Below are 18,670 nucleotides of genomic sequence, written 5' to 3' on the forward strand. Positions count from 1 at the left end.
GGATCAAAGCGTTTCGACCATTTCCACCCCGGAAACCGCTTTGATGGCGCCGGCGATCTGCGGGGACACCTGGAACCGGCCTTCGAGCTTGAATTCGACCTCAGTTTGCAGGTCGAGGCGAAGGATCAGCGAGACGTCGCCTCCGCCGGCGGCATTGCTCGGCTGCGGTTGGAGGCGTTTTATCAGCGAATCCAGTGCCTTGGTGTCCTTCATGGTCACCCTGAGCCCCTTCTGGGTCTTGGCAGCGGCGGCATCCAGAGGTTCCGCGTGGAGAACCCGGGCCCGAACGTCCTCGCCCTGGAGTTCGGCACCGAGTTGCAGCAGCACCGCGGTACCCGGTTCCAGCACGTCGCGGTATTGGGCAAGCCCTTCGGAGAACAGCACCGCCTCGAAATGGCCGGTCGGGTCGGACAGACCCATGATGCCCATCTTGTTGCCGGTTTTGGTCCGCCGCTCCATGCGGGACACGACGGTAGCCGCGACCCTGCCCGCCGTAGCGCCGGTTTTGACGGCTCGGCAGAACTCGGCCCAGCTCTGCACCCGCAGCCGCTTCAGGGCGGTGGCGTAATCGTCAAGCGGATGGCCGGACAGGAAGAAGCCAATAGCGTCGTATTCCTTGCGCAGCTTCTCCGCCGCTAGCCAGTTGTCGATCTGCGGTAGCATGATGGTCGGCGCATCGGCCGCGCCGCCAAACATGTTTCCCTGACCGATTGTCGTATCCACGTGGGCGCTCTGGCAGGCGGCCAAAATAGCATCCGCGCCGCCATGCACGCGGGCACGATGTGGATCGAGCGTATCGAAGGCGCCGGCCGCAGCGAGCGTTTCGATGATGCGCTTGTTGACGGCGCGTGGGCTCACGCGCGACGCAAAGTCGGCAAGCGACGTGAACAAACCATTCTTGTTGCGCTCGGCGACGATCAGCTCGACGGCGCCAGCGCCGACGCCTTTCAACGCGGCCAGCGCATAATAGATCGTGTTGTCGCTGACCTCGAAGGTGACGCCCGAACGATTGATGTTCGGCGCCTCGACCTTGATACCGAGCCGCTGCGCCTCGGCGCGAAATTCCGACAGCTTGTCGGTGTTGCCCATGTCGAGCGTCATCGACGCCGCAATGAACTCCACCGGATAATGCGCCTTCATATAAGCGGTGTGATACGACACCAGCGCATAGGCCGCCGCGTGGCTCTTGTTGAAGCCATAGTCGGCGAATTTTGCCAGCAGATCGAAGATCGTATCGGCCTGCCCCTTCGGCACGCCGTTCTTGACAGAGCCTGCAACGAATATCTCGCGCTGCTTTTCCATTTCGGCGCGGATCTTCTTGCCCATCGCGCGGCGCAGCAGGTCGGCGTCGCCGAGCGAATAGCCCGCCATGACCTGTGCGATCTGCATCACCTGTTCCTGATAGATGATGACGCCGAAGGTTTCCTTCAGGATCGGCTCGATGATCGGATGCAGATATTCCGGCTCTTCATCGCCATGCTTGCGCGCGCAATAGGTCGGGATGTTCGCCATCGGGCCCGGACGATACAACGCGACCAGCGCGATGATGTCCTCGAAACGGTCGGGCCGCATGTCCACAAGCGCGCGCCGCATACCCTGGCTTTCCACCTGGAATACGCCGACCACTTCACCGCGCGCCAGCATTTCGTAGCTCTTGGCGTCGGTAATCGGCGTGGTCGCAAGATTGACGTCAATATTGCGCTGCTTGAGCAGCTTCACGGCGACGTCGAGCACCGTCAGCGTCTTCAGGCCGAGGAAGTCGAACTTCACGAGACCTGCGGGCTCGACCCATTTCATGTTGAACTGGGTGACCGGCATGTCCGACTTCGGATCGCGATACATCGGCACGAGCTGCGACAGCGGCCGGTCGCCAATCACGATGCCTGCGGCGTGGGTCGAAGCGTGGCGCGTCAGGCCCTCGAGACGCTGCGCAATATCGAAAGCCTTGGCGACGATCGGATCCTCGTCGCGGAGCGCCTGCAGTTTCGGCTCGCCCTCGATCGCGGCTGCAAGTGTCACTGGCGCGGCCGGATTTTGCGGCACCAGCTTGGTCAGCTTGTCGACTTGGCCATAGGGCATCTGCAGCACACGGCCGACGTCGCGCAACACGCCGCGCGCCTGCAGCGTACCGAAGGTGATGATCTGCGCGACCTGATCGCGGCCGTAGCGCTGCTGCACATAGGAGATCACCTCGCCGCGACGATCCTGGCAGAAGTCGATGTCGAAGTCCGGCATCGAGACGCGTTCCGGATTGAGGAAGCGTTCGAACAGAAGATTGAACTGCAAGGGATCGAGATCGGTGATGGTCAACACCCAGGCGACCAGCGAGCCCGCGCCCGAACCGCGACCCGGCCCCACCGGAATGCCCTGTGCCTTCGCCCATTTGATGAAGTCGGACACGATCAGGAAGTAACCCGCATAGTTCATGCGGGAGATGACGTTAAGTTCGAAGTCGAGCCGAGCGTGGTATTCCTCCTCGCTCTTGCCCTGTGACACGCCGTGGATCTCGAGACGCTTGCGCAGCCCCTCCTCGGCCTGACGGCGCAGCTCGTCGGATTCCTCCTGGGCCGCGCCTTCCGCGTTACTGCCGGCACCGACCGTGAAGCGCGGCAGGATCGGCTTGCGTGTCTTCGGCCGGAACGAGCAGCGCTCGGCGATTTCGACGGTTGACGCCAATGCCTCGGGAATGTCGGCAAACAGAACCGCCATTTCGGCGCGGGTCTTGAAGCGATGATCCGTGGTGAGCTGCTCGCGGTCCGTTTCGGCAATGATCCTGCCACCGGCGATGCATAGCAGCGCATCATGGGCCTCATAGTCGTCCGCGGCGGCAAAATACGGCTCGTTCGTTGCCACCAGCGGCAGGCCCTTGGCGTAAGCCAAGTCTATCAAACCGGCTTCGGCGCGGCGCTCCTTCTCGGCGCCATGACGCTGCAGTTCGATATAGAGCCGATCGCCGAATAGCGACGCGAGCCGGTCGCAACGCGCAGCGGCAAGCGCGGATTGATCGGCGAGCAGCGCCTGATTGATCGGACCGTCCGGACCGCCGCTCAACGCAATCAGGTCTTCCGTCTCCTCCAGCAGCCAGTCCAGCTTGATGTGGGGCGCGCAATTGACCGGGGTTTCCAGAAACGCGCGCGAGTTCAGTTTCATCAGACTCTGATAGCCGCGCTCCTTGGCGGCCAGCAGCACAATGCGCGGCATCACGGCGTTCAGCGCATTACGGGCATTAGGATCCTGGTCGCCGAAATCGATGGCTACCTCGCAGCCCGTGATTGGCTGGATGCCGTAGCCCACCAGCTTCTCGGAAAATTCCAGCGCGCCAAACATGTTGTCGCTGTCAGTCAGCGCCAGCGCCGGCTGATGGTCGGCCTTCGCCAGTTCCGCCAGTTTCTGGATCTTGATCGAGCCCTTCAGCAGCGAATAGGCCGAATGCACGTGCAGATGGACAAATCCGGCATTTGACGCAGCGGCGGGCTTCTGACTCATGGCGTGGGGCAATCCGGACTTTGCAGCGCCCGATCTGGGCAGTCATCGACACTGGGGATCGCGGCAGCCTGTTCAGGCCGACTCGCTGTCCCATGGTGATGCCTGCCCCCGGCCAAGTCCATGTGAAACCCGCTCGGGCCCGGAAGCGTCCCCGCATTCCCTAGGGAATGCCTGTCATTCCCCGGGAGCGTTCCCGTATCCACCGGAGAGTGCTTCCCCGGTGTTCCGGCGCCAGCTTGGCAGCCAGCGTCCGGGAGCAGGATCACAGCTGGGGGATCAGTTGCGCCCAAACCGCGATCATGCCGACGAACAGAACGATCGATGCCAGTGCAGCGGCTTCTTCAACAAAGGTCTTCAACATGGTGGCCTCCGTGATCTCTGGAACATATGAAGAACATTGTTCTCATTCTGTTCCTGAGTCAAGCAGCCGATCCGGGCGCGTCGCGCCTCATATTCCGAATGGTTAAGACGGCGAGCCGGCACGCTTTGCGCCCAGCGAGCCAAGGCCATCCCTCGCCGGCGATCACCTACGCCGTATTGCGTCGCCTGTGCCGAACAAGCCCTGTTACGGCATGTTTCCGGCGCCAGATGCGGAGCGGAATCCGGCTTTGTGAGTTGACGAATACCTCTCGGAGCGGCTTTGTGCCGGTCAGAGATCACATGCAGCCGGCCATCTGAGTCGGCAGGAGAATTCGATGCGCGCAGCCCTGCTTGCTCTGGTCGCCCTCGGCGCCCTTTCGGCCCTCACCGTCACGCCCGCCGCAGCACAGCGCACCGATCCCGGCCCCTTCTCGTTCGATACGCCGAGCGGTTATCCGTTCTGCATGCGCTCGCTCTATGACGACGACGACTGCAGCTACCGCACCTATGCGCAGTGCGCGGCGACGGCATCGGGCATCGGCCTGACCTGCTTTGCCAATCCGGCGCTGGCCTATGCGCAGACCTACGCGCCGCAGCAGCCGCGCGTGAAGCGCAAGCGTAAGAGCAGCTACTGAGCGACGGCGCCGTCGGCGGCGCCTCGCTTTTTCTCTCTCGAATGAAACGAGTGGCGGGGTCAGTCGAGTTCGACGACCTTGCCGTTTTCCAGCGACACCCGCCGATCCATACGGCCAGCCAGTTCCATGTTGTGGGTCGCGATCAGCATCGCCACCTTGGTCGCCTTCACCAGCTGCATCAGCGCCTTGAAGACGTGATCCGCGGTGTGCGGATCGAGATTGCCCGTCGGCTCGTCGGCAAACAACACGCGCGGTGCATTGGCCACCGCGCGGGCAATCGCAACGCGCTGCTGCTCGCCGCCCGACAACTCCGCGGGGCGATGTGTGATGCGTTCGGCAAGACCCAGATAGGCCAGGATTTCCTTGGCGCGGGCGACCGTCTCGGAGCGCTTCAAGCCGCGGATCATCTGCGGCAGCATGACGTTTTCCAGCGCGGTGAATTCCGGCAGCAGCCGATGTGACTGGTAGACGAAGCCGATATCGGTGCGGCGGATCTGGGTGCGCTCGGTGTCCGACAGGCCCGAGGTCGCGGTGCCGCCGACATAGACCTCGCCGTCATCCGGGCTCTCGAGCAGACCGGCAATATGCAGCAGCGTCGACTTGCCCGAGCCGGACGGTGCCACCAGCGCTACCGACTGCCCCGCCCACAATGCCAGTTTGGCATTGTCGAGAATGGTCAGAACGCTTTCGCCCTGAGTGTATTGCCGCTTGATGTCGTGGAGATAGACCACCGGTACATCATCTGCCCCTTGCGCCATATCAGTCACTCACTCGTATCTTAGCGCATCGACGGGATCGAGGCGCGCGGCGCGCCACGACGGGTAGAGGGTCGCCAGGAACGACAGCGTCAGCGCCATGATCACGACCGCGCTGGTCTCGCCCACGTCGACCTCGGCCGGCAGCTTGGACAGGAAATACAGTTCCGGCGAGAACAGCTCAGTGGATGTCATCCAGGAGATGAATTGCCGGATCGTCTCGATGTTGAAGCAGACCAGTAGTCCAACGAAGAAGCCGACCAGCGTCCCGACCACGCCGATCGCAGCACCCGTGATCAGGAACACCCGCATGATCGAGCCTTGAGAGGCGCCCATGGTGCGCAGGATCGCGATGTCGCTGCCCTTGTCCTTCACCAGCATGATCAGGCCGGAGACGATGTTCAGCGCCGCCACCAGCACGATCAGCGTCAGGATCAGGAACATGACGTTGCGCTCGACCTGCAGCGCATTGAAGAAGGTCGAGTTGCGCTGCCGCCAATCGACGATGAAGATCGGCCGCCCTGCCGCCTCGGTCACGAGCTTGCGATACTCGTCGATCCTGTCGGGATTGTTGGTGTAGACCTCGATCGAGGTCACGTCAGAAGGACGATTGAAGTAAGTCTGCGCCTCGGCCAATGGCATGAAGACGAAGGTCGAGTCATATTCCGACATGCCGATCTCGAAGACGGCAGCAACCTTGTAGGGCTTGATCCGCGGCGTCGTGCCCATCGGGGTCACCGCCCCCTTCGGCGAGATCAACGTGATCATGTCGCCGGCATGGATCGAGAGCTGATCTGCCAGCCGCCGACCGATCGCCACACCCTGCCCGTCATCGAAGCCTTCGAGCGTGCCCTGCTTGATGTTCTTGGCGATCGACGTGAGGTTATTGAGATCGCCAGAGCGGATACCGCGGATAAAGATGCCGGCAGCACCAAACGCGGATGATCCTAGTCCCTGGCCATCCACAACCGGCGCCGCGAGACGAATACCATTCACGCCGCTGATGCGGTCAGCGACATCCTTCCAGTCGGTTAGAGGACTTTCCAGCGGCTGCACCAGCAGATGCCCGTTGAGACCCAGGATCTTGTCGAGCAGCTCCTTGCGGAAGCCGTTCATCACCGCCATCACGATGATCAGCGTGGCAACGCCGAGCATGATGCCGAGGAACGAGAAGCCGGCAATGACAGAGATGAATCCCTCTTTACGGCGCGCACGGAGATAGCGTCCGGACAGCAGCCATTCGAAGGCGGCGAAGGGTGGGGTTCGAACTGGCTCGCTCATGGCATCATCCATCGCCCGACTCCCATACGAATCGGGCTTATTCTAGCCGCATCGTGAGTGATGCGGCGACCACGCAGTGGATAAGTCGTCAGGACGTCAGCTTTGCGACGACCTCAGCGGCACTGATATTCTCACGCGAACCGTCATCGCGCCGCTTCAGCTCGACCTTGCCTTCGGCGAGCCCCTTCGGGCCAACGAGGATCTGCCAGGGCACACCGATCAGGTCAGCGGTGGCAAACTTGCCGCCGGCGCGCTGGTCGGTGTCGTCATAGAGCACATCGACGCCCTTGGCCGAGAGCTCCTTGTAGAGCGCCTCGCAGGCCGCATCCGTATCGGCCGAACCCTGCTTCAGGTTGAGGATGGCGGCGCGGAACGGCGCCACTTCCTCGGGCCACTTGATGCCGTTCTCGTCGTGGCAGGCCTCGATGATCGCGCCCAGCAGCCGCGATACGCCGACGCCGTAGGAGCCGCCATGGATCGCCGTCTCCGCGCCATCGGCGCCCGCAACGGTTGCTTTCATGGCGTCGGAGTATTTGGTGCCGAAATAGAAGATTTGGCCGACTTCGATACCGCGGGTGTTGAGCCGCCGCTCGGCCGGCACTTCGCTCTCGAACCGCGCAGCGTCGTGGACGTCTTCGGTTGCCGCATAGATCGACGTCCACTGATTGATGATGCCCGTGAGATCACCGCTATAATCGACATCGGCCGGCGGGATCGGCAGATCGAGCACGTTCTTGTCGCAGAACACGCCGGACTCGCCGGTCTCGGCGAGCACTATGAATTCGTGGGAGTGATCGCCGCCGATCGGTCCGGTCTCGGCGCGCATCGGGATCGCTTTGAGGCCCATGCGCGCGAAGGTGCGCAGATAGGCGACGAACATCTGATTGTAGGAATGTTTCGCCGCGGCTTCGTCGATGTCGAACGAATAGCCATCCTTCATCAGGAATTCGCGGCCGCGCATCACGCCGAAACGCGGACGCTGCTCGTCGCGGAATTTCCACTGAATGTGGTACAGGTTCAGCGGCAAGCTCTTGTAGGACTTCACATAGCCGCGGAAGATCTCGGTGATCATTTCCTCGTTGGTCGGCCCGTAGAGAAGCTCCCGCTTGTGGCGGTCCACGATGCGCAGCATCTCCGGCCCATAGGCGTCGTAGCGCCCACTTTCGCGCCAGAGATCGGCGAGCTGCAATGTCGGCATCAGGAGCTCGATGGCGCCTGCCCGGTTCTGCTCCTCGCGGACGATCGCCTCGATCTTCTTCAGCACCCGCAGACCCAGCGGCAGCCAGGCATAGATGCCAGCGGCCTCCTGACGGATCATGCCCGCGCGCAGCATCAGCCGGTGCGAGACGATCTCGGCTTCCTTCGGCGTTTCCTTGAGAATGGGCAGAAAATAGCGCGACAATCGCATGGTTAGGCCTGGGAATCGGAGGGACACGGGAGAACGCGAGTGAAACCGGATCGGCCGCCAAAATACAAGGGCGACGGGTCGGACGCCGGACAGTCTAGGACATGGAGCCGGCAATCGGGGCTTAATTCCGTTCGCCTGGCGAATTGCTTCCCAGGCTGTCAAATATCTCCATTTCCGATGTCGGCCAGAGCGACCCAGCGTGACCGGAAATCGCATGAAAGGCCGCGATTCTACCCTTGGCCTAAATTTTGAACACACATTGCCGAAATTGGTGACAAACAAAAAAAGTTAAGCTACGACTCACAGCTCAGGCGGTTCGTAAGGACAGAGTCTGGTGGTCCAAGTCTCGGGAGGAGCCCTGACGCGCTCAAGCAGCGTCAACCCGCTAAGCAAGGATAAAATCCAAAGTTTGGGGTAATAGGGTCGACACAATTTTCCGAGCAGGGCTGCGGCCCTGCTCTTTTTTTTCGACAGATTCCCGACAACGATAGCTACGCTTCATATCGTCCGAGACGCAAAAAGGCCGGCATCCATGCCGGCCTTTTTTCGGAGATGCAAAGCGCTGCGTACTACAGCGCACCACCCTTCGGCTTGATGCCCGACAGCCACGAACAGACCAGGCCCTGTACCGCGCCGACGATCCCGAATGTAAGAATCTGGCGCGGCGGAATCGACACCGACGTCCAGATCAACATCATCCCGATACTCACGACATAGCCAGTCAACGCCGAGGTCAGCACCTTCGGCCACAGCTGCATCTTGTCTTCCAGAAACCAATCCTCAAGCCACATCACCAGCGACGGGATCAGCCCGAACCAGTAGGCAAAGGGCAATCCCATAATGAAGCCAGGAAAGCCGCCGATGATCCTGCCGCTGGCAATTTCGCGCAGCTCGAAAACCGCAAAACCGACAGCCGGCCCAAGCAACAGAAAAAGCAGAAAGCGCTTCATGCGTCAGCTCCGTATCGACACCTGAAAGGACAGACTCCGCAGGTTAAAGATTGCTCTCAGATCGGCACGCCCATCAGCTTCGAGAGCCTCTCGATGTTGAAGTAGTCCATGCGATACGCATACATGCCGGCCGCGAACAGCACCGCGGAAATCACCGTGGTCCAGATCAGCTTGCGCCCCATCCGGGCCAGCACAGGCGCACCGGGATCGGTGCCGTCGGTGCCCTCGCCGTCCTCATGCTGGCTGCGCACGCCGAATGGCAGCGTCAGGAACAGCGTGATCCACCAGATGACGAAATAGACCGCGAGCGACGTCGAGATCGTATAGGCCATCGCGTCCTCAGGACTGTTCGATTTCGGAAGCTTGTTCGATCTCTACCAGCGCGCCCGAGAAATCCTTGGGATGCAGGAACAGCACAGGCTTGCCGTGGGCGCCGATCTTCGGCTGGCCGTCGCCAAGCACGCGCGCCCCTTCCTTGATCAGGTTGTCGCGTGCCGCGATGATATCCGGCACTTCGTAGCAGATGTGATGGATGCCGCCGTCAGGGTTGCGCTCGACGAATTTGGCGATCGGGGAATCCGCACCGAGCGGCTGGATGAATTCGATCTTGGTATTCGGCAGTGTCGCGAACACCGTGATCACGCCATGCTCCGGCAGCGGCACGGTCGCGGAAATCTCGGCGCCGAAGGCGGTGCCGTAGATCTTCGCAGCTTTCTCCGCATCGGCGACGGCAATCGCCACATGATTGAGCCGGCCCAGCATGGTGTCCTCCGTAGTCTTTGTTTCTTTGCTTTTAGTCTTCGACCTGCAGGATGTGAACGTAGCACATCGTCTTCTTGCCCCATTGATCGGCGAGTGACGAGCGGACGGCGCGTCGCACCGACTCCGCCATCGCATCGGGATCGCGCTTGCGCGCCCTGGGCAGGTTCTCGACGATGTTGACGACGATGTCGAACACGACATCCTCCATCACCTCGCCCTTGAGGTTCTTTTCGGGAATGCCGATCAGATCGACCGCAGGGTCGTCGACCAGTTCGCCCTTCATGGTCACGGCCAATGCCACGAACGCACAGCCGGCAAAGGACAGCCGGCGCCGCTCGCTTACGGCGCGGGACTTGGAATCCTCGAGAATGAGGCCGTCCTTGAACATGCGGCCCGACGGCAATTCGTCGATGACGGCAGCATCGCCGGGCGCAAGGCGCACCAGATCGCCGTTCTTGACGATCATGGTCCGCGGCACGCCGCAGGCGCGCGCCAGCTTGGCATGCTCATGAAGATGGAGCGCCTCGCCATGGACGGGGATCAGCAATTGCGGACGCACCCAGGAAATCATGTCGCGCAATTCGTCGCGACGCGGATGGCCCGACACATGTACAAGCGCATCGCGATCGGTGATCACCTCGATGCCCTGCGTGACAAGACCATTGATGATGGTGCCGACCGCCTTCTCGTTGCCCGGAATGGTCCGCGACGAGAAGATCACCGTATCGCCCTTGTTGAGGGTCACCATCGGATGATCATCGCTGGCGATACGCGCCAGCGCCGCGCGCGCTTCACCCTGGCTGCCCGTGCACAGCGCCACCACCTTGTCCGGCGGGAAATGGCCGTAATAGTCGGCGTTACGGAAAGCCGGCAGTCCATCGAGATAGCCGCATTCGCGGGCCACCTGCACGACGCGCTCCATAGCGCGGCCGACCAGCACCACTTCGCGGCCCGCGGCCTGCGCCGCTTCGGCAACGGCCCGCAACCGCGCCACGTTCGATGCGAAGGTCGTGACGGCGACGCGGCCCTTGGCAGCCTTCACCAGTTTGGTGAGCGTCGCGGCAACCTCCGTTTCGGACGGTGAGCGGCCATCGCGCACCGCATTCGTGGAGTCGCCGATGATGGCCAGTACGCCGGCATCACCGAGTTCGCGCAGCCGCTTTTCGTCGGTTGGCAGGCCGATGATCGGTGTCGGATCGATCTTCCAGTCACCGGTATGCAGCACGGTGCCGAGCGGCGTGTGCAGCGCGATCGCATGGGATTCCGGAATCGAATGCGCAACCGGAATGAACTCGATATCGAACGGGCCGAGATTGATGCGGCCGCCCGATGGCACCACGGTGACGGGGATCTTCGGCGGGTTGCGCTCGCTGGCGCATTTGGCTTCGAACAATGCGGCGCTGAACTGCGTCGCATAGATTGGGCATTTCAACTTGGGCCACAGATCGATGATGGCGCCGAAATGGTCCTCATGGGCGTGGGTGAGCACGAGACCGACGAGATTCTTCTTTTCCTTTTCCAGGAAGCGCACGTCGGGCATCACCAGATCGATGCCGGGCAGATGTTCCTCGTCACCGAAATAGACGCCGAGGTCGATCGCCAGCCACTTCCCGGCCAGGCCATAGATCGACAGGTTCATGCCAATCTGGCCGACGCCTCCCAGCGGTGCGAAGGTCAATTCGTTGGGTCGCGTCATTTGCGTACTGTCCTTGTCGACGCGGCCGATCCGAAATGAACGTCGCCGGCGGTAATAGGGATTCGCCGGCGATCCGCTGTCGCGACAATCATACAACCGGCCTCATCAATGGTGTCGAAAATTCCCGAAATCGTCTGTACCCCGTTGTCCACGGACACCGGCTGACCGATCCCTGCTGCGCGTTCCAGCCACTGTCGCCGGATCTCGGCAAACCCGCGGCCGGAATCCCAGATGCCGCGCATCTCCTGCCAAGTGTCCGAAAGCGCCGCAAACAGGTCTTCGGCGCTGGCGCTGACACCCATCGCATGCAGGCAAGCAACCGGATAAGGCATATTGTCGGGGGCCGCCACCACATTGGTGCCGATGCCGACGACAACAGCAAGCTGGCCGTTCGGCGCTGCCTCCGCCTCCAGATTCATTCCGACCAGCTTGTGCCCGCCTGCCAGAACGTCGTTCGGCCATTTCAGCCGATAGTCATTCGCGGCCGACTGCGGCGCCCGCATCGCGGCTTCGACGCTGATCTGTCGGAGCGCCTTCTCAACGGCGACACTGGCCGCAAAGCCCAGCGTCGCCGCAACTGAGGGCGTCACATCAAGAACTTCCAGCACCGAACTGGCGAGGTTCCCGCGGGGAGCGACCCACGGCCGATGCCGCCGCCCACGTCCCGCAGTCTGTTCCGTTGTGACAAACCACATCGGACCGCGCTCGCCTGCGCGCGCGCGGTCCATGGCTTCCGTATTGGTCGAACCGGTTGAGTCGAATGCGGCGAGCTTCGTGCCCGCCGCGAGGGCTCGGGGACCGAGCGAAAATACCATCTAGAACAGCGACTTCGCTGCGAATGCCGCCGCGCTGACCAGAGGCGCCGGATAGACGAAGAACAACACGTTGAAGAGACCCGCGAGAGCCAGCACCGTGCGCAGTTCAACGCGCATCGGATCGAGCTTCCCGACTGGCTCGTCGAAATACATGAGCTTCACGATGGACAGGTAGTAGAACGCGCCCACCACGCTGGCCAACACGCCAACCACGGCCAGTACGAACAGGCCCGACTTGATGGCCGCCATGAAGACGTAGAATTTGCCGAAGAAGCCGGCCAGCGGCGGCACGCCTGCCAGCGAGAACAGGAACATCGCGAAGAAGAAGGCGATGATCGGATTGGTGCGCGACAGGCCAGCGAAATCCTTGATCGTCTCAACGGGCTGGCCATTGCGCTTCATGGTCAGGATGATGGCGAAGGTGCCGAGGGTCATCGCGACATAGATCGCGATATAGACCAGCACGCCCTGCGCACCCTCCTGCGTGCCGGCGGCAAGGCCGACCAGCGCGAAGCCCATGTGGCCGATCGACGAATAGGCCATCAGGCGCTTGATGTTGGTCTGGCCGATGGCGGCGAACGAGCCCAGCACCATCGAGGCCAGCGACACGAACACCACGACCTGCTGCCATTGCACCACGATGCCCGGGAACGCGGTCAGCGTGACGCGGGTGAACACAGCGAGTGCTGCAACCTTCGGGGCTGAGGCGAAGAAGGCGGTGACGGGCGTAGGTGCGCCTTCGTAGACATCGGGCGTCCACATGTGGAACGGCACGGCCGAAACCTTGAAACAGAGGCCGGCAAGCAGAAACACCAGGCCGAATACCAGGCCGATATTGCCGGTCTTGGCTTCGGCGGCGATGCCGGCGAAGGACACCGTGCCGGTAAAGCCGTAAATCATAGAAGCGCCGTAGAGCAGCATGCCGGACGACAGCGCACCCAGCACGAAATACTTCAGGCCGGCTTCGGTCGACTTTGCATTGTCGCGGTTGGAGGCTGCGACGACATAGAGCGCAAGGCTCATCAGTTCGAGGCCGAGATACAGCATGATCAGGTCGCCGGCCGAGATCAGCACCATCATGCCGAGCGTGGAGAGCAGCACCAGAATGGCGTATTCGAAAATGCGACGGGACTGATCCGCAAGGAATTCACGGGACAGGATCAGCGTCACGGCCGATGCGATGATCGCCAGCACCTTCAGGAAGCGCGCATAGTCATCGACGATGAAGCTGCCGCCGAAAGTGACATGCTTGCCCGCGGGCAGCATGATTTCAGCCGCGCCGACCACCACCAGCAGGCAGACGGCGAGCGTGGTGACGAGACCCGTGACCTTCGGTCCGTTGAAGGCACCGATCATCAGCAGCACCATGGCGCCAACCGCGAGCATCAGCTCCGGCAGTACGGGCAGCAGGGAATATCCGGCGGTCGTAATCGTCATTGCGCGTTATCCTGATCTGCTGCGGTCATTGCAGCAGCGCGGCTGCCTTCACGGCAGACGTTGCAGCAGCGTAATTGTTAACGAGGAGCTGGATCGAAGCCGCCGACATGTCGAGCACCGGCTTCGGATAGACTCCGAACAGAATGGTGAGAATGACCAGCGGCACCAGCACCAGGCCTTCCCGGAACGTGATGTCCTTGATGCCCTGCAACGCAGGCTTGGTCAGTTCACCGAACACGACCTTGCGGTACAGCCACAGTGCATAGGCCGCCGACAGGATCACGCCGATGCTGGCGAATGTCGCCGTCGGGATCGAGACCTTGAAGGTGCCGATGAGCGTCAGGAATTCACCGACGAAGCCGGAGGTGCCGGGCAGACCGACATTGGCCATGGTGAAGACCATGAACAGCGCCGCATAGATCGGCATCCGGTTGACGAGGCCACCATAGGCCGCGATCTCGCGGGTATGCAGCCGGTCGTAGACGACGCCGACGCAGAGGAACAGCGCGCCCGACACGATGCCATGCGACACCATCTGGAACACCGCGCCGGAGACGCCCTGCGTCGTGCCGGCGAAGATACCCATAGTGACGTAGCCCATATGCGCGACCGACGAGTAGGCGATCAGCTTCTTGATGTCTTCCTGCATCAAGGCGACCAGCGACGTGTAGACGATCGCGATCACGGAGAGCGTCCAGACCATCGGTGCGAAATAGAGAGAGGCATCCGGGAACATCGGCAGTGAGAAGCGCAGGAAGCCGTAACCACCCATCTTCAACATGATCGCGGCCAGCACGACTGAACCTGCCGTCGGCGCTTCCACATGCGCGTCAGGCAGCCAGGTATGCACTGGCCACATCGGCATCTTGACCGCGAAGGACGCGAAGAATGCCAACCACGCCCATGTCTGCAAGCTGCGCGGCACGGCCGTGTGCATCAGCGTCGGGATGTCCGTGGTGCCCGCATTCCAGTACAGCGCCATGATGGCCAGCAGCATCAGCACCGAGCCAAGGAACGTATAGAGGAAGAACTTGAACGAGGCGTAGACGCGGCGTGGGCCGCCCCAGATGCCGATGATCAGGAACATCGGGATCAGGCCGCCTTCGAAGAACAGATAGAACAGCACCAGATCCAGCGCCGAGAAGGTGCCGATCATCAGCGTTTCCAGGAACAGGAACGCGATCATGTATTCGCGAACGCGCTTGGTGACCGACTTCCAGCTGCACAGGATGCAGAACGGCATCAAGGCCGTCGTCAGGATCACGAAGGGCAGCGAAATGCCGTCCACACCCATATGGTAGTTGATAGTCGCGGCCAGCCACGGCGCCTTTTCGACGAACTGGAAGTCGCCGTTCGACGGATCGAAGCGCATCACCAGGATCAGCGAGACCGCAAAAGTGATCAGCGTGGTCCAGAGCGCGATCCAGCGCGCATTGCCCTGCGCAGCCTCATCATCGCCGCGGCTGAGATAGATCAGGATCGCGCCGACGATCGGCAGGAAGGTGACGACCGAAAGAACCGGCCATGTCATGACGGACGCCATTGTTACTGGCCCCCCAGGCCGAAGATGAACCAGGTGATCAACCCGGCGACGCCGATCAGCATCGCGAAGGCATAGTGATAGAGGTAGCCGGTCTGCAGCTTAACCACGCCGCGCGTGATATTGAGCACGCGGGCCGAGACACCATCAGGCCCGAGGCCGTCGATGATCATGCCGTCGCCCTTCTTCCACAGGAAGTGGCCGATCCACTTGGCCGGGCGAACGAAGATGATCTCGTAGAGCTCGTCGAAGTACCACTTGTTGAGCAGGAACTTGTATAGCAGCGGATGCTGGTTCGCGAGTTCGACAGGCAAATACGGCTTGCGAACATAGAACAGATACGAAATCAGGAAACCGAGCACCATCATCACGGTCGGCACATAAGGCACCCAGCCCGGGATGTGATGCATCTCTTCGATGATGTGCGGGTTCATCTTCAGCGATTCCCGGAAGAACTCGCCGACGTGATGACCAGCAAACAGCTCCTTGAACGGGAAGCCTGCGGCGAATGATCCGATGCCCAGCACGGCAAGCGGGACCAGCATCCACAGTGGCGCTTCATGCGCGGCATCGTAATGCTTCTTGTCGTGCGGCTCGCCATGGAACGTCTTGAACACCAGACGCCATGAATAGAACGAGGTCAGCAGCGCAGCGACCACGGTCATCAGGAAGCCGTAGAAGGCGAACTGGGTGTGCGAGGCGTAAGCCGCTTCGATGATCGCGTCCTTCGAGAAGTAGCCGGCCGTGAATGGGAAGCCGGTCAGCGCCAGCGTGCCGATGGTCATCATCGCGTAAGTGAACGGGATCTTGTTCCATAGGCCACCCATCTTCCGGATGTCCTGCTCGTGATGCATCGCATAGATCACCGAGCCCGAGCCCAGGAACAGCAGCGCCTTGAAGAAGGCATGCGTGAACAGATGGAACATGGCGACCGAGTAAGCCCCCGTCCCCAGCGCCACGAACATGTAACCGAGCTGCGAACAGGTCGAGTAAGCGACGATGCGCTTGATGTCGTTCTGCACCAGACCGATGGTCGCGGCGAAGAATGCAGTGGTCGCGCCGACCAGCATCACGACGGCCTGTGCGTTCGGCGCAAGTTCAAACAGCGGCGACATGCGCGCCACCATGAAGACGCCCGCGGTGACCATGGTCGCCGCGTGGATCAGCGCCGACACAGGCGTCGGGCCTTCCATCGCGTCCGGCAACCAGGTGTGCAGCAGGAACTGGGCCGACTTGCCCATCGCCCCGACGAACAGCAGCAGACAGGTCAGTGTCAGTGCATCGGCGTGCCAGCCGAAGAAGTTGATCGTCTTGCCGGTCAGGCCAGGCGCGCTGGCGAAGATGGTGTCGAGATCGGTCGAGCCGACCAGCATGAACAGTGCGAAGATGCCGAGCAGGAAGCCGAAGTCGCCGACGCGGTTGACCACGAAGGCCTTGATCGCCGCCGCATTGGCTGAGGGCTTCTTGAACCAGAAACCGATCAGCAGGTAGCTGGCCAGACCCACGCCTTCCCAGCCGAAGAACAGCTGCAGCAGGTTATCCGCGGTCACCAGCATCAGCATCATGAAAGTGAACAACGACAGATACGCCATGAAGCGCGGCCGGTTCGGATCGTCTTCCATATAACCGAGCGAATAGATGTGCACGAGCGACGACACTGTGGTGACGACGACGAGCATCACGGCGGTCAGCGTATCGACGCGCAGCGTCCAGGACAGCTGCAGGTCACCCGAATTGATCCAGTTCAGCAGCACGATACGGGCATCGTGATGCATGAAGGCCACATCCACGAAGGTCATCCAGGACAGCACCGCCGACACCACCAGCAGACCGGCGGTGATCAGCTCGGCTGCACGCGAGCCGAGCGCGGCCGGCTCGGCAACGTGGTGATGGTCGTCGTGATCATCGTGGCCATGATCGTCATGCCCATGCGCAGCATGTGCATGCGCGCTGGCATCGCCGTGACCGTGGTCGTCATGCGCATGGTCCATCTCGTCGCCGCTCGGGTTACGCCCATGCGCACCCAGAATGGCGATGAAGCCTGCGATCAGCGCGCCGATCAGCGGCAGGAATACAAGAGCCTGGATCATAACTGGCTCAGCCCTTCATCAGATTGACGTCTTCAACCGCGATCGAGCCGCGGTTGCGGAAATAGACCACCAGCACTGCGAGACCGATCGCTGCTTCCGCAGCGGCCACGGTCAGCACAAGCAGCGCGAACACCTGCCCGACGATGTCGCCGAGGAAGGTCGAGAACGCCACCATGTTGATGTTGACGGCGAGCAGGATCAGCTCGATCGACATCAGGATGACGATGATGTTCTTGCGGTTCAGGAAGATGCCGAGAATGCCCAGCGTGAACAGGATCGCTGCGACCGCCAGATAGTGTCCGAGACCGATCGTCATTTGACCCAGCTCCCCGCGTCAGCGTCCTGCAGGCCCTGCCCGGTCGCGACCTTGCGCACTTCCATCGCCAGCTCCGGATTGCGCGCGTTCTGAACATTGATGTCCTGGCGCCGCACTTTGACCTTGTGACGCAGCGTCAGCACGATCGCGCCGATCATCGCCACCAGCAGCACCATGCCGGCCAGCTGGAAGTAATGGATGTACTTCGTATAGAGCACGAGGCCGAGCGCCTCGGTATTGCTCACATTCGTCGGGATGGCCGCCGTGATCGACTTGGTGACGTTCGGGTTCATCACCCAGCCACCTGCGACCAGCAGCAATTCGGCAAGGAAGATCGCACCGATCACGAGACCAAACGGCAGATACTGAATGAAGCCTTCGCGCAGCTGCGTGAAGTCGACGTCGAGCATCATGATGACGAACAGGAACAGCACCGCGACGGCGCCGACATAGACGACGATCAGCAGCATTGCGAGGAATTCGGCGCCCATCAGCACGAACAGGCCCGAGGCGTTGACGAAGGCCAGGATCAGGAACAGCACGGAATGCACGGGATTGCGCGAGGCAATCACCATGACCGCAGAAGCCACACAGATGCTGGCGAACAGATAGAAGAACAATGCGGGAAGGATCATCTGGTCACCTTACCGGTACGGCGCGTCGAGTTCGATTGACTTCGCAATCTCGCGCTCCCAGCGGTCGCCGTTGGCGAGCAATTTCGCCTTGTCATAATAGAGTTCCTCACGCGTCTCGGTGGCGAACTCGAAGTTCGGTCCCTCGACGATCGCATCCACCGGACAGGCCTCCTGGCACAGTCCACAATAGATGCATTTCACCATGTCAATGTCGTAGCGCACGGTACGGCGCGTCCCATCGTTGCGGCGCGGGCCGGCTTCGATGGTGATGGCCTGTGCCGGACACACCGCTTCGCAGAGCTTGCAGGCGATGCAGCGCTCTTCGCCGTTCGGATAGCGGCGCAGCGCATGCTCACCGCGGAAACGCGGCGAGATCGGCCCCTTCTCGAACGGATAGTTCAGCGTCGGCTTCGGCTTGAAGAAATACCGCATGGCGAGGACGAACGCCGAAACGAACTCCGCCAGCAGAAGCGAGTGAGCTGTTGCCCTGATATTCATAGTGAC

Annotated in this window: 16 protein-coding genes; 1 reads left to right on the top strand and 15 read right to left on the bottom strand. The window is 61.5% G+C overall.

Annotation, left to right across the window (positions count from 1 at the left end; translation table 11 throughout):
- Positions 1–3 precede the first annotated feature (3 nt).
- Positions 4–3,486, bottom strand: coding sequence for a DNA polymerase III subunit alpha (dnaE, locus tag AC1DUY_RS03495; RefSeq protein WP_478112253.1), 3,483 nt, complete (start codon positions 3,484–3,486; stop codon positions 4–6).
- 695 nt (positions 3,487–4,181) lie between these two features.
- Here dnaE and AC1DUY_RS03500 point away from each other — a divergent pair.
- Positions 4,182–4,481 carry a DUF3551 domain-containing protein gene (locus tag AC1DUY_RS03500; protein ID WP_478112255.1) on the top strand — a complete coding sequence of 100 codons (300 nt, stop codon included), beginning with the start codon at positions 4,182–4,184 and terminating at the stop codon, positions 4,479–4,481.
- Positions 4,482–4,540: 59 nt separating this feature from the next.
- Here AC1DUY_RS03500 and AC1DUY_RS03505 read toward each other — a convergent pair whose 3' ends face one another.
- The 14 genes from AC1DUY_RS03505 to nuoI form a co-directional block, all read right to left on the bottom strand.
- Positions 4,541–5,239, bottom strand: a complete 699-nt coding sequence (locus AC1DUY_RS03505) for an ABC transporter ATP-binding protein (RefSeq protein WP_068730961.1) — start codon at positions 5,237–5,239, stop codon at positions 4,541–4,543.
- Positions 5,240–5,248: 9 nt separating this feature from the next.
- The gene (locus tag AC1DUY_RS03510; protein WP_068730873.1) at positions 5,249–6,529 is read right to left on the bottom strand and encodes a lipoprotein-releasing ABC transporter permease subunit; all 1,281 of its coding nucleotides are present in this window, start codon (positions 6,527–6,529) and stop codon (positions 5,249–5,251) included.
- A gap of 76 nt (positions 6,530–6,605) precedes the next feature.
- Positions 6,606–7,925: a proline--tRNA ligase gene (gene proS / locus AC1DUY_RS03515; RefSeq protein ID WP_478112258.1), complete on the bottom strand. Its 1,320-nt coding sequence runs from the start codon at positions 7,923–7,925 to the stop codon at positions 6,606–6,608.
- 569 nt (positions 7,926–8,494) lie between these two features.
- Entirely contained in the window at positions 8,495–8,875 is a 381-nt protein-coding gene (locus tag AC1DUY_RS03520) for a hypothetical protein (protein ID WP_478112260.1), read from the bottom strand.
- A gap of 56 nt (positions 8,876–8,931) precedes the next feature.
- The gene (locus AC1DUY_RS03525) at positions 8,932–9,207 is read right to left on the bottom strand and encodes a DUF1467 family protein (RefSeq protein WP_315841858.1); all 276 of its coding nucleotides are present in this window, start codon (positions 9,205–9,207) and stop codon (positions 8,932–8,934) included.
- 7 nt (positions 9,208–9,214) lie between these two features.
- Entirely contained in the window at positions 9,215–9,637 is a 423-nt protein-coding gene (mce, locus tag AC1DUY_RS03530; protein WP_068730877.1) for a methylmalonyl-CoA epimerase, read from the bottom strand.
- A 31-nt stretch (positions 9,638–9,668) separates the two neighbouring features.
- Entirely contained in the window at positions 9,669–11,333 is a 1,665-nt protein-coding gene (locus tag AC1DUY_RS03535; protein WP_478112263.1) for a ribonuclease J, read from the bottom strand.
- Positions 11,330–12,148, bottom strand: coding sequence for a biotin--[acetyl-CoA-carboxylase] ligase (locus tag AC1DUY_RS03540; RefSeq protein ID WP_478112265.1), 819 nt, complete (start codon positions 12,146–12,148; stop codon positions 11,330–11,332). The genes AC1DUY_RS03535 and AC1DUY_RS03540 overlap by 4 nt, the downstream gene beginning before the upstream one ends.
- Positions 12,149–13,585 (bottom strand): NADH-quinone oxidoreductase subunit NuoN, encoded by a 1,437-nt coding sequence (gene nuoN, locus AC1DUY_RS03545; protein ID WP_478112267.1) that lies wholly within the window; start codon positions 13,583–13,585, stop codon positions 12,149–12,151. It lies immediately after the preceding gene.
- Between the two features lie 25 nt (positions 13,586–13,610).
- Positions 13,611–15,116, bottom strand: coding sequence for an NADH-quinone oxidoreductase subunit M (locus AC1DUY_RS03550; protein WP_414716891.1), 1,506 nt, complete (start codon positions 15,114–15,116; stop codon positions 13,611–13,613).
- A gap of 14 nt (positions 15,117–15,130) precedes the next feature.
- Entirely contained in the window at positions 15,131–17,215 is a 2,085-nt protein-coding gene (gene nuoL / locus AC1DUY_RS03555; RefSeq protein ID WP_089264556.1) for an NADH-quinone oxidoreductase subunit L, read from the bottom strand.
- Between the two features lie 7 nt (positions 17,216–17,222).
- Complete coding sequence (gene nuoK / locus AC1DUY_RS03560) at positions 17,223–17,531, bottom strand: NADH-quinone oxidoreductase subunit NuoK (RefSeq protein WP_068730883.1); 309 nt, start codon at positions 17,529–17,531, stop codon at positions 17,223–17,225.
- Positions 17,528–18,166, bottom strand: a complete 639-nt coding sequence (locus AC1DUY_RS03565; RefSeq protein ID WP_068730884.1) for an NADH-quinone oxidoreductase subunit J — start codon at positions 18,164–18,166, stop codon at positions 17,528–17,530. The genes nuoK and AC1DUY_RS03565 overlap by 4 nt, the downstream gene beginning before the upstream one ends.
- A gap of 9 nt (positions 18,167–18,175) precedes the next feature.
- Positions 18,176–18,664, bottom strand: coding sequence for an NADH-quinone oxidoreductase subunit NuoI (gene nuoI / locus AC1DUY_RS03570; RefSeq protein WP_089264557.1), 489 nt, complete (start codon positions 18,662–18,664; stop codon positions 18,176–18,178).
- Positions 18,665–18,670: the final 6 nt, after the last annotated feature.

This window comes from Tardiphaga sp. P4_G1 (assembly GCF_056401215.1).